The sequence below is a fragment of the Enterobacter sp. AG326 genome, assembly GCF_004362415.1.
GTDB lineage: Bacteria > Pseudomonadota > Gammaproteobacteria > Enterobacterales > Enterobacteriaceae > Enterobacter > Enterobacter asburiae.
Genome location: NZ_SNXG01000009.1, coordinates 47902 through 60082, shown reverse-complemented (window position 1 = coordinate 60082; position 12181 = coordinate 47902). Strand labels below are relative to the sequence as shown.

At 54.8% G+C, this 12181-nt stretch carries 12 protein-coding genes; 7 read left to right on the top strand and 5 right to left on the bottom strand.

Translation table 11 applies throughout. The features are described from left to right. Position 1: 1 nt before the first annotated feature. Positions 2 to 346 carry a gamma-glutamylcyclotransferase gene (locus tag DFO52_RS20270; RefSeq protein ID WP_014830431.1) on the top strand — a complete coding sequence of 115 codons (345 nt, stop codon included), beginning with the start codon at positions 2 to 4 and terminating at the stop codon, positions 344 to 346. A gap of 315 nt (positions 347 to 661) precedes the next feature. Here the strand turns inward: DFO52_RS20270 and DFO52_RS20260 are convergent, their stop codons facing one another. From DFO52_RS20260 to ppa, 3 genes are all read right to left on the bottom strand, one after another. Beyond that, a complete protein-coding gene (locus DFO52_RS20260) occupies positions 662 to 1132 on the bottom strand; it encodes a hypothetical protein (protein WP_133551082.1) in 471 nt (156 codons plus the stop codon). Further along, the gene (locus DFO52_RS20255; protein WP_023334293.1) at positions 1129 to 1713 is read right to left on the bottom strand and encodes a hypothetical protein; all 585 of its coding nucleotides are present in this window, start codon (positions 1711 to 1713) and stop codon (positions 1129 to 1131) included. The genes DFO52_RS20260 and DFO52_RS20255 overlap by 4 nt, the downstream gene beginning before the upstream one ends. A gap of 224 nt (positions 1714 to 1937) precedes the next feature. After that, the gene (gene ppa, locus DFO52_RS20250; protein WP_010427397.1) at positions 1938 to 2468 is read right to left on the bottom strand and encodes an inorganic diphosphatase; all 531 of its coding nucleotides are present in this window, start codon (positions 2466 to 2468) and stop codon (positions 1938 to 1940) included. Positions 2469 to 2777: 309 nt separating this feature from the next. On the opposite strand from ppa, the gene ytfQ reads away from it, so the two are divergent. The 5 genes from ytfQ (at position 2778) to DFO52_RS20225 (ending at position 9059) form a co-directional block, all read left to right on the top strand. Next, on the top strand, positions 2778 to 3734 hold the full coding sequence (ytfQ, locus tag DFO52_RS20245) for a galactofuranose ABC transporter substrate-binding protein YtfQ (RefSeq protein WP_014882271.1): 957 nt from the start codon (positions 2778 to 2780) through the stop codon (positions 3732 to 3734). A gap of 133 nt (positions 3735 to 3867) precedes the next feature. Beyond that, positions 3868 to 5370: a galactofuranose ABC transporter, ATP-binding protein YtfR gene (ytfR, locus tag DFO52_RS20240; protein WP_029741733.1), complete on the top strand. Its 1503-nt coding sequence runs from the start codon at positions 3868 to 3870 to the stop codon at positions 5368 to 5370. A gap of 10 nt (positions 5371 to 5380) precedes the next feature. Continuing rightward, positions 5381 to 6406, top strand: coding sequence for a galactofuranose ABC transporter, ATP-binding protein YtfT (gene ytfT, locus DFO52_RS20235; RefSeq protein ID WP_166642373.1), 1026 nt, complete (start codon positions 5381 to 5383; stop codon positions 6404 to 6406). Continuing rightward, positions 6393 to 7394 (top strand): galactofuranose ABC transporter, permease protein YjfF, encoded by a 1002-nt coding sequence (yjfF, locus tag DFO52_RS20230; protein WP_023310175.1) that lies wholly within the window; start codon positions 6393 to 6395, stop codon positions 7392 to 7394. Before ytfT ends, yjfF begins: the two co-directional genes overlap by 14 nt. A gap of 93 nt (positions 7395 to 7487) precedes the next feature. Then, positions 7488 to 9059, top strand: coding sequence for a methyl-accepting chemotaxis protein (locus DFO52_RS20225; protein WP_038417684.1), 1572 nt, complete (start codon positions 7488 to 7490; stop codon positions 9057 to 9059). On the opposite strand, the gene DFO52_RS20220 is transcribed toward DFO52_RS20225, so the two are convergent. Together DFO52_RS20220 and fbp are read right to left on the bottom strand one after the other, a co-directional pair. Further along, positions 9031 to 9387: a LysR family transcriptional regulator gene (locus DFO52_RS20220; protein WP_029739255.1), complete on the bottom strand. Its 357-nt coding sequence runs from the start codon at positions 9385 to 9387 to the stop codon at positions 9031 to 9033. The two genes, DFO52_RS20225 and DFO52_RS20220, sit on opposite strands and share 29 nt — an antisense overlap. Before the next feature lie 150 nt (positions 9388 to 9537). Next, positions 9538 to 10536 (bottom strand): class 1 fructose-bisphosphatase, encoded by a 999-nt coding sequence (fbp, locus tag DFO52_RS20215; RefSeq protein ID WP_023310178.1) that lies wholly within the window; start codon positions 10534 to 10536, stop codon positions 9538 to 9540. Between the two features lie 197 nt (positions 10537 to 10733). Between fbp and mpl the strand changes: the two genes are divergently transcribed. Next, positions 10734 to 12113, top strand: coding sequence for a UDP-N-acetylmuramate:L-alanyl-gamma-D-glutamyl-meso-diaminopimelate ligase (gene mpl / locus DFO52_RS20210; protein ID WP_133551081.1), 1380 nt, complete (start codon positions 10734 to 10736; stop codon positions 12111 to 12113). Positions 12114 to 12181 lie beyond the last annotated feature (68 nt).

Sequence of the window (12181 nt, the reverse complement as noted above, 5' to 3'; positions counted from 1 at the left end):
AATGCGAATATTTGTCTACGGCAGTTTACGAACCAAGCAAGGCAACAGTCACTGGATGACCAATGCCCTGCTGCTGGGGAATTACAATATCGAGAACTACCAGTTGTACAGCCTGGGCCACTATCCAGGCGCGGTTCCGGGCGAAGGAACAGTACAGGGTGAAGTCTATCGTATTGATAACGCGACGCTTGCCGAACTTGATGCCTTGCGCACCAGGGGCGGTGAATACGCACGCCAGTTGATCCAGACGCCGTACGGAAGTGCGTGGATGTACGTCTACCAGCGTCCGGTCGAAGGGTTAACGCGGATTGTAAGCGGTAACTGGTTAGACAGAGACCAGTACTGAAAAAAAACAACGCCACCATGAGGTGGCGTTGTTTTTTTGCTCCTTCAACTCTCTTCTGTATCCCGGCGCCGGGTTAAAAACAGAGGAACGAACAGCATGATATAGGGGGCAATAAGCCATAACAAACACAGGGCGCGTGAACGGCCATAATAGTTTATGCACCGCGTATTGCTTGAAATGACGGGCAGGAAAAACAGTAAAAACAGCAGAATCGCATAATCGCTTCGATAAGGGATCCATAAGTAAAACAAAAACCAGGCAAGCTGGAATGTCATGATGCAGAGATACTGCCATTTGCTGTCTTTGCCGTAACAGTCAAACGCCTTTATGTAGCCCATCTTTATGCTTTGAAGAAAGAAACTTAGCATGTATAACGCTCACGATCGCGACGGTCAGGAGTGTGCTCGTCAGCAACGCCCCTAAAAAATAGCTGTGGGTAATATCAGTAGCACCCGAGCCTAAAGTATGTAATTTACTATATCCTCTATCTACTGCAAAAAAAAGCGTATATAGCCCGATGTTAATACAGAACTGAAGCAGACAAGAAGTGACAATATTTCCTGGGATTTTTTTTAACAGAGTAAGTGACGCATAAATAATACTTGCTGATAGAGCGAAGTAAAGCCCGTTAAATAAACTGGATAGTAAAGAACTATTTATTTCGCTGAATATTAAATTATCGCTTCCATAGTACCATGACAGATATTCAACATACGTACTTCTGCCAAAGATAAAGGAGGCAACAATAAGGATAAATAGGCTCACAATATGGCTTTTCTTACTCATAATTTTGCTCCCTTAGATAGCAGTTCCTTCATCGTTTTACTGGCTTCTAGCTGATCTTTGATTATGGCAAGGTCACGAGTATTGTGGTTATATTTTGCAATAGCGGTTGGCGTACCTTTACCACCATTGTCCATAAAGAAGACAATATCCTTACGACCATAAAGAAGAACTTGTGGGATGGGATCCCGCCCATAGCTCACCGCCTGTGGCAGGGAGTGGATAGACTCTGTCGTGAGGAACCGAGGAATATTTTCATGCTCAATATTACCTAAAGGCGTTGTGGCGACAAGAGAGCCAATAAAATCGGTCGTATACACTAACGCATCTGTATCTTTGGTCGTTACTTTTGAACCCGTAATATATTTTATCTGTTGCCAAAGAGTAATATCTTTAGGGGAAACCTTAACGCCATCCATAAACATATCTTGTTTGCGCTTTAGCTGAATGACAGTACGGTGCACCTGTGTTAAAGAGGGGCTGATTTCCCCAATAGAAGGCATAAGACCATCGCGAGAATAAAGCCGTTCAATGATAAAATAAATCCCAGTTGGGCGGGCAACGTCAATGTTAATGGATGACATATGAATCCTGTAAGGAAGGGGGATTAATGTTCATCATGACAGTATGTTGCGAACAGCCTGGCTATTCAACCACTCCCACCATAAATGATAGGGCGTCTTTTCTTTTTTTTAATACCCAAATCAAAAGGAATGGGATTTTTCTTAAATAATCCGTTTTTACTGCTTTTAACCAACGAAATAAAAAAGCCCCGACCAGCGGGGCTTTCATCGATCGGCAGTAAGAATTACTTCTTAGCAGCACGTTCGAAAGAGGCGATGATTTCTGCTTTCGCCGCTTCTGCGTTGTCCCAGCCGTCAACTTTAACCCACTTGCCTTTTTCGAGGTCTTTGTAGTGCTCGAAGAAGTGAGTGATCTGCGCTTTCAGCAGCTCTGGCAGGTCGTTCACATCTTTGATGTGATCGTATTCTTTGCTCAGCTTGGTGTGCGGTACCGCAACCAGCTTCGCATCTTCACCGGATTCGTCGGTCATTTTCAGCACGCCAACTGGACGGCAGCGAATGACGGAGCCTGGCTCCAGTGGGTATGGCGTTGGGACCAGCACGTCAACCGGGTCACCGTCCAGAGACAGGGTGTGGTTGATGTAACCGTAGTTGCACGGATAGAACATCGCGGTAGACATGAAACGGTCTACGAACAGGGCGCCGCTCTCTTTGTCCACTTCGTATTTGATCGGATCTGCGTTAGCCGGGATTTCGATAACTACGTAGATGTCTTCTGGCAGTTCTTTACCCGCTGGGACGTTGAGTAAGCTCATGTCGGTGTCCTTTAAAATGGATGGTAAACAAGTGGCAGGTATTATAGCCAACTCGCGCTGAATGTCTCCGCCTGTTTTCGCTTTCTCTCCCCGCTTTCTCCACTTTTCAGACCGATTCCATGACAGGAAAATCCATAAACTCAGCCGCATTTTTCATGGCGAAATGAAAGCGATTACAAACTTGTGATTAACGTTTTATTCACTTTTCTGAAGTGTGATGTAACGCAATTCGTTACATATTTCATGGGCTATAGTCATTTCGCAGAACATCTTTTAACCAACAATAAACACCCCTACGAGGACGCTCATATGTGGAAGCGCTTACTTCTTGTCACAGCAGTTTCGGCAGCCATGTCGTCTATGGCGATGGCCGCTCCCTTAACCGTAGGTTTTTCGCAGGTCGGCTCTGAATCTGGCTGGCGAGCGGCTGAAACCAACGTTGCCAAAAGCGAGGCTCAGAAACGCGGCATTACCCTGAAAATCGCCGATGGTCAGCAAAAACAAGAGAATCAGATCAAAGCCGTGCGCTCCTTTATCGCCCAGGGCGTGGATGCCATCTTTATTGCACCCGTCGTGGCGACCGGCTGGGAACCCGTCCTGAAGGAAGCGAAAGACGCTGAGATCCCGGTCTTCCTGCTCGACCGTTCCATCGACGTTAAAGACAAATCCCTCTATATGACCACCGTCACCGCCAACAACGTGCTGGAAGGGCAATTGATTGGCGACTGGCTGGTGAAGCAGGTTGACGGCAAGCCGTGTAACGTCGTTGAGCTGCAGGGCACCGTCGGCGCGAGCGTGGCCATCGACCGTAAAAAAGGCTTTGCTGAGGCCATCGCTAAAGCGCCAAACATCAAGATTATCCGCTCTCAGTCCGGCGACTTTACGCGCAGTAAAGGTAAAGAGGTCATGGAGAGCTTTATTAAGGCTGAAAACAACGGCAAGAACATCTGCATGGTTTACGCCCACAACGATGACATGGTGATCGGTGCGATTCAGGCAATTAAAGAAGCGGGCCTGAAGCCGGGCAAAGATATCCTCACCGGCTCTATCGACGGCGTGCCGGACATCTACAAAGCGATGATTGACGGTGAAGCCAACGCCAGCGTGGAGCTGACGCCAAACATGGCGGGCCCGGCATTCGACGCGCTGGAGAAATTCAAGAAAGACGGCACGATGCCTGAGAAGGTGACGGTCACCAAGTCCACGCTCTACCTGCCTGACACGGCGAAAGAAGAGTTAGAGAAGAAGAAAAATATGGGCTACTAAGACCCGCGCCCCTCACCCCAGCCCTCTCCCCGGAGGGGAGAGGGAGAAAGGCAGGGCGGAGCTGGATATTAACAATTGGCACGATCAATCCCCTCTCCCCTCCGGGGAGAGGGTCAGGGTGAGGGGGAAAACCATGACCACTGAACAACACCAGGAAATCCTCCGCACAGAGGGCTTAAGCAAATTCTTCCCCGGCGTAAAGGCGCTGGATAACGTTGATTTCAGCCTGCGGCGCGGTGAGATTATGGCGCTGCTGGGCGAGAACGGCGCGGGAAAATCGACGCTGATTAAATCCCTCACCGGCGTTTATCATGCCGATCGCGGCACCATCTGGCTGGAAGGCAACGCCATTTCGCCGAAAAATACCGCCCATGCCCAGCAGCTGGGGATCGGGACGGTGTACCAGGAAGTAAACCTGCTGCCGAATATGTCGGTGGCGGATAATCTGTTTATTGGCCGTGAGCCGCGACGTTTTGGCCTGCTGCGCCGCAAAGAGATGGAGGCGCGGGCGACAAAGCTGATGGAATCGTACGGCTTCTCCCTCGACGTCCGCGAGCCGCTGAACCGCTTTTCCGTGGCGATGCAGCAGATTGTCGCCATCTGTCGCGCGATCGATCTCTCCGCGAAGGTACTCATCCTCGACGAACCCACCGCCAGCCTCGATACCCAGGAAGTGGAGATGCTCTTTACCCTGATGCGCCAGCTGCGCGATCAGGGCGTCAGCCTGATCTTCGTTACCCACTTCCTCGATCAGGTATATGAGGTAAGCGATCGTATCACGGTGCTGCGCAACGGCAGTTTTGTCGGCTGCCGCGAAACCCGCGAGCTGCCGCAGATCGAACTGGTGAAAATGATGCTGGGTCGCGAGCTGGAAACTAACGCCCTTCAGCGCGCAGGGCGCACGCTGCTGAGCGAGAAACCGGTCGCCGCGTTCAGCGATTACGGCAAGAAAGGCGTGATATCGCCGTTTAATCTGGAAGTCCGCCCTGGCGAAATTGTCGGGCTGGCGGGCCTGCTGGGCTCCGGCCGGACCGAAACCGCCGAGGTGATCTTCGGGATCAAGCCGGCGGACAGCGGCACCGCGCTGATCAAGGGTAAACCGCAAACCTTACGATCGCCGCATCAGGCCTCCTGCCTGGGCGTCGGCTTCTGCCCGGAAGACCGAAAAACGGACGGCATTATTGCCGCGGCCTCGGTGCGGGAAAATATCATCCTGGCGCTGCAGGCACAGCGCGGCTGGCTGCGCCCGATCCCCCGTAAAGAGCAGAACGCGATTGCCGAGCGCTTCATCCGTCAGCTGGGCATTCGTACCCCGAGCGCGGAACAGCCTATTGAGTTTCTCTCCGGCGGTAACCAGCAGAAGGTTCTCCTCTCTCGCTGGCTGCTGACCAAACCGCAGTTCCTGATCCTCGACGAACCAACCCGCGGCATTGACGTGGGGGCGCACGCCGAAATTATCCGGCTTATCGAAACCCTGTGCGCGGACGGTCTGGCGCTGCTGGTTATTTCGTCCGAGCTGGAGGAGCTGGTGGGCTATGCCGATCGCGTCATCATCATGCGCGATCGCAAACAGGTGGCAGAGATCCCGCTGGATAAGCTGTCCGTTCCGGCGATCATGAATGCCATCGCGGCATAAGGAGTAAATCGTGATGCCCCGTTCGCTTTCGCAAACCGGTGAGTCAAAGCGCCGATTCAGCTGGCCAACCGGCACGCCGCAAATCGCAGCGCTGCTGGTTGTTCTGCTGGTTGATAGCCTGGTCGCGCCGCATTTCTTCCAGATTATCGTGCAGGATGGTCGCCTGTTTGGCAGCCCGATAGACATTCTAAACCGTGCCGCGCCGGTGGCGCTGCTGGCCATCGGGATGACGCTGGTCATCGCCACCGGCGGGATTGACCTCTCCGTAGGCGCGGTGATGGCTATCGCCGGGGCCACGGCAGCCTCCATGACCGTGTCCGGACACAGCCTGCCGGTGGTACTGCTGGCGGCCTTAGGCACCGGCGTGCTGGCCGGATTATGGAACGGCATTCTGGTGGCTGTGCTGAAAATTCAGCCCTTTGTCGCCACCCTTATCTTAATGGTGGCCGGGCGCGGCGTGGCGCAGCTGATCACCTCTGGGCAGATTGTCACCTTTAACTCTCCGAGCCTGGCGTGGATCGGGAGCGGCAACCTTCTGTTCTTCCCGACGCCGGTGATCGTTGCCCTGGCCACGCTCGTCGTCTTCTGGCTTTTCACCCGCAAAACGGCGCTGGGCATGTTCATTGAAGCCGTCGGGATCAACATCCGCGCCGCACGCAACGCCGGGGTCAACACCCGCCTGATGGTGATGCTGACCTACGTGCTGAGCGGCGTCTGCGCCGCCATCGCCGGGGTCATCGTCGCGGCGGATATTCGCGGGGCGGATGCCAACAACGCGGGACTGTGGCTGGAGCTGGACGCGATCCTCGCGGTGGTGATCGGCGGCGGGTCGCTGATGGGCGGGCGCTTTAACCTGCTGCTCTCGGTGATAGGCGCGCTGATCATTCAGGGAATGAACACCGGGATCCTGCTTTCGGGGTTTCAGCCGGAGCTCAACCAGGTGGTGAAAGCGGTGGTCGTGCTTTGCGTGCTGATCGTCCAGTCGCCGCGCTTTGTCAGCATCATTAAGGGGATCCGTGGCCATGATAAAACGTAATTTACCGTTGATGATCACGCTGGGCGTATTTGTGCTGGGGTACCTCTACTGTCTGACGCAGTTCCCCGGTTTTGCCTCCACGCGTGTGATCTGCAATATCCTGACCGATAACGCCTTTTTAGGCATCATCGCCGTCGGGATGACCTTTGTGATCCTCTCCGGCGGGATCGATCTCTCCGTCGGGTCAGTGATCGCGTTTACGGGCGTGTTCCTCGCGAAGGCGATCGGCTTCTGGGGGATCTCTCCGCTGGTGGCGTTTCCGCTGGTGCTGGCGATGGGCTGCGCGTTTGGCGCCTTTATGGGGCTGCTGATCGACGCGCTGAAAATCCCGGCGTTTATCATTACCCTCGCGGGTATGTTCTTCCTGCGCGGGGTGAGCTATCTGGTGTCGGAAGAGTCGATTCCGATTAACCATCCGGTGTATGACACGCTCTCCAGCCTGGCGTGGAAAATTCCCGGCGGCGGCCGCCTGAGCGCGATGGGGCTGCTGATGCTGGGCGTGGTGGTGATTGGCATCTTCCTCGCCCATCGTACCCGGTTTGGCAATCAGGTGTACGCCATCGGCGGTAGCGCTACGTCGGCAAACCTGATGGGGATCTCAACCCGCAGCACCACCATCCGCATCTATATGCTCTCGACCGGCCTGGCGACGCTGGCGGGTATCGTCTTCTCGGTGTATACCCAGGCGGGCTATGCCCTTGCAGGCGTGGGCGTTGAGCTGGATGCGATTGCTTCTGTGGTCATCGGCGGCACGCTGCTCAGTGGCGGGGTGGGCACGGTGCTGGGGACGCTGTTCGGCGTGGCCATCCAGGGGCTGATACAAACCTATATCAACTTTGACGGCACGCTCAGCTCCTGGTGGACGAAGATCGCCATCGGCATTCTGCTGTTTATTTTTATTGCCCTGCAGCGTGGCCTGACGGTGCTCTGGGAGAACCGTCAAAGCTCGCCTGTTACCCGCGTAAACACATCGGTAACAGAGCGATAACACGCTGAATTTGCTTAAAGTCTAAACATTTTCCGGTAGCGGCCGATACTCTTTTTTTATGCCCAGAAATATCTCGCTACCGGAAATAATATCATGCTTAAAACGCTATCGATTCGTACCGGCTTGCTCTCTTTACTGGCCGTTATGACCCTTCTGCTGCTGATTGTCAGCGGCATTGGCATTTATGCCCTCACACAGAGTTCTTCTTCACTGCAGCGTATTAATCACCTTCAGGGTGAGCAGATGGTGCAGCTTAATTCAGGCTATACGCTGATCCTGCGCGCGCGCAATGAGGCGGGCCAGGCCGTCCGCATGATGGAAATCGGCATGCTGGACGATGCGGCCAAAGCGGTAAAAAACATCAATCAGGAAGTTGCCCTGGCCCAGAAAACGCTGAAAGGCGTAATCGACGGCGGCGTGGCTGACGAGCAGGGGCAACAGCTGCTCGATAAAGTGGCGGCCAGCCTGGCGACGTATAGCCAGCAGGGGATCAACCCGATGCTGAAAACCCTGAATGACCAGAGCGCGGACGGGTATTACGATCTGCTGGAGAAGACGCTGATTCCGGTGGCGAAGCAGTTTGATAACGATATGCAGGCGTTTCAGAAATGGAGCGAAGCGCGTGGTCAGGCGGAAGTGAGTGCCGTGCAGGCGAGTAAAACCCACGTACTGATCCTGATTATCGTCGCCGCGCTGCTGACGGCGGGCATTATCGTGCTCGCCTGGCTGGTGCTGCGCCATATGCTGCTCAAGCCGCTCTCTGCATCGATCGCTCAGCTGGAGAACGTGGCGGCGGGTGATTTAACCCATACGCTGAATGCCCCCGCGAGCCAGGAGTTTAACCGCCTCAACGCGGTGATAGAGGAGATGCGACAGTCGCTGATGAACTCGGTTATGCGGGTACGCGATGCCAGCTCGCAAATTGACACCGGCAGCCGCGAGCTGACGCTGGGAAACCGCGATCTTGCAGAGCGTACGGAATCCACCGCCACGTCGCTGGAGCAGACGGCGGCCAGCATGGAACAGATCACCGCGACGGTGAAGCTCAACGCCGATAACGCCGAGCAGGCGCACCAGCTGGCGAAGTCGGTGTCCGACACGGCCGATCACGGCAGCGAAATGGTCTGCTACGTGATTGAAAAAATGCGCGATATCTCCGGCAGCTCGGCGCGCATCGCCGACATCCTGAGCGTGATCGACGGTATTGCTTTCCAGACCAATATCCTGGCGCTTAACGCCTCCGTGGAAGCGGCGCGCGCGGGCGAGCAGGGGCGCGGGTTTGCCGTCGTCGCGGGCGAAGTGCGAAACCTCGCCAGCCGCAGCGCCGACGCGGCGAAAGAGATCCGAACGCTTATCAGTGATTCGCAGACCCACGTTAATGAGGGCAGCGAGCTGGCCCAGCAGGCTGGCGAGACGATGGACGAAATCGCAACAGAAGTGCTGCGCATGACCAAACTGATGCGTGAGATTGCGACCGCGTCTCAGGAGCAGAGCCGCGGTATTGAGCAGGTGAATATTGCGGTGAATCAGATGGACGAAACCGCGCAGCAGAATGCGGCGCTGGTGCAGCAATCCTCCGCCGCGACCCGCTCCCTTGAGGAGCAGTCGCGTCAGCTGATGGAAGCCATGTCATCATTCAAAGTGGCGACTCAGACCGCTGCATAATATTACCCAGCCCCGGTACGTTCTGTGCCGGGGTTTTATTTTTCCCGGAATTAACTGCCGCAATATTATCGTGAATATCACCCATTAATATTTCCAGCGAGCTGGTTAAGGCTAACGCCTTTTCCGTCGGTTCAAGATATAAACCTTTGCGGAAAAATAACGGTTCATCAAAGAGTTGATTAAAACGCTTTAAGGCCAGACTCACCGCCGGACGTGACATCTCCAGACGCAAAGAGGCTTTTGCCATGCTGCCGCAGCGGACGATCTCAATAAATACAGGGATAAGATTTAAATCAATGCCGGTATTAGCACGGGAATAATTTTTCATTGCGATTCTGCTCCACGAAATATCTGTCAAACTGTTATGGAAATAATGCAGGAGCAGTGGTGAATATTAAAGCATGTTTTTTATAAACACTTATACGGTAAAATATATAAATGACCAGGGGAGCCAGAACGGCTCCCCTGTAGAGAGGCATTACGCGTCCGGGTACTCACGGATAAAACGCTCAACGTCTTCAACCATGTGGTTGTTGCCGACGAAGAATGAACGGCGCTGGTGAAGGCTTTCCGGCACGATATCCAGAATACGCTCTTTACCGTCGCTCGCCTTGCCGCCCGCCTGTTCGGCGAGGAACGCCATCGGGTTGCACTCGTACAGCAGGCGCAGCTTCCCGTCCGGGTGGCTGGCGGTGCTTGGGTAGAGGTAGATACCGCCTTTCAGCAGGTTACGGTGGAAATCCGCGACCAGAGAGCCAATATAGCGGGACGTGTACGGGCGCTGGGTCGCTTTATCTTCTTCCTGGCAGAATTTAATGTACTTCTTCACGCCGTTCGGGAAGCGGATGTAGTTGCCTTCGTTGATGGAGTAGGTATTGCCTTTCTCCGGGAAGCGCATGCGTTCCTGGCTCAGACAAAAAACGCCGAGTGAAGGATCGTACGTAAAGGCGTGAACCCCGCACCCGGTGGTGTACACCAGCATGGTGGAAGAGCCATAAACGACGTAACCGGCAGCAACCTGATTAATGCCCGGCTGCAGGAAATCTTCTTCGGTCACCGGCGTGCCAACAGGCGTGACGCGGCGGTAGATGGAGAAAATGGTACCGACAGAAACGTTAACGTCGATGTTTGAGGAGCCGTCGAGCGGATCCATCAGAACAACGTATTTAGCGTGTTCACACCCTTCGAAAACAACAATTTCATCTTCTTCTTCAGAGGCGATACCCGCAACGATGTCGCGCGCGCGCAGTGCAGCTTTCAATTTTTCATTTGCGAACAGATCGAGCTTCTGTTGAACCTCGCCCTGAACGTTCTCGGCACCGCTGGCACCCAGGATATCGACCAGACCGGCCTTGTTGATATCGCGGTGGATGATCTTAGCGCCCAGCTTTATTGCCGACAGCAAAGCAGTGAGTTCACCGGTAGCATGAGAGAACTCGTGCTGCTTTTCGACAATAAATTCACCTAACGTTTTCATAACACTTTCCCTGCATCTTTGTGAGTAGAGCGATTGTATGTTCACTAAAACGACTAAAGCCCAACAATCTTAACAAACATTCAAATATTAGCGCAGAGGTGAATCGCGCCAGCAACATACGGATTTACCTGAAATGCGTTTCACAGCCGCTAACATGTGAGTAAAATGTGCGCCACATTGAAGAAGGATAGTGACGTATGCGCATTCATATATTGGGGATTTGTGGCACTTTCATGGGCGGACTGGCAATGCTGGCGCGCTCGCTGGGCCATGAAGTGACAGGTTCGGACGCCAATGTGTATCCGCCAATGAGCACACTTCTGGAGAAACAGGGCATCTCGTTAATTCAGGGCTACGATGCCAGCCAGCTTGATCCCGAGCCGGACCTGGTGATCATCGGCAACGCCATGACCCGCGGCAATCCGTGCGTCGAGGCGGTTCTGGAACGCAATATTCCGTTCATGTCCGGCCCGCAGTGGCTGCATGACTTCGTCCTGCGCGACCGCTGGGTGGTTGCCGTTGCCGGTACGCATGGCAAAACCACGACCGCGGGCATGGCGACCTGGATCCTCGAAGCCTGCGGCTACAAGCCTGGCTTCGTGATTGGCGGCGTACCGGGTAATTTCGACGTTTCTGCGCGTCTGGGCGACAGCCCGTTCTTTGTGATCGAAGCCGACGAGTACGACTGCGCGTTCTTCGACAAGCGTTCCAAGTTCGTGCATTACTGCCCGCGCACGCTGATCCTCAACAACCTTGAGTTCGACCACGCGGATATTTTTGACGACCTGAAAGCGATCCAGAAACAGTTCCACCACCTGGTGCGCATTGTTCCGGGCCAGGGGCGCATCATCCTGCCGGAGAACGACATCAACCTGAAGCAGACGATGGCGATGGGCTGCTGGAGCGAGCAGGAGCTGGTGGGCGAGCAGGGCCACTGGCAGGCGAAAAAGCTCAACGCCGATGCCTCCGAGTGGGAAGTGCTGCTCGACGGTGAGAAAGTGGGTGAGGTGAAGTGGGGCCTGGTGGGCGAGCACAACATGCACAACGGCCTGATGGCTATTGCTGCGGCGCGTCACGTGGGCGTTCTGCCTGCGGATGCGGCCAATGCGCTGGGCTCGTTTATCAATGCCCGTCGCCGTCTGGAACTGCGCGGTGAAGCCCATGGCGTTACCGTGTATGACGATTTCGCGCACCACCCGACGGCCATTCTGGCAACGCTTGCCGCCCTGCGTGGCAAGGTCGGCGGGACAGCCCGCATCCTGGCGGTGCTGGAACCGCGCTCGAACACCATGAAGATGGGCATCTGCAAAGATGACCTCGCGCCGTCGTTAGGACGTGCCGATGAGGTCTTCCTGCTGCAGCCGCAGCATATTCCGTGGCAGGTGGCCGAAGTGGCCGACGCCTGCATTCAGCCTGCGCACTGGAGCGCGGATGTGGATGTCCTGGCGGATATGGTGGTGAAAGCCGCACAGCCTGGCGACCACATTCTGGTGATGAGCAACGGCGGTTTTGGTGGGATCCATCAGAAGCTGCTGGACGGTCTGGCGAAGAAAGCGGAAGCGGCCGCCGCAGAGTAAAAAAAGCCCGGTGGCGCTTGCGCTTACCGGGCCTACTTTCCCGTGTTTTCTCCCTCGCCCCTCTGGGG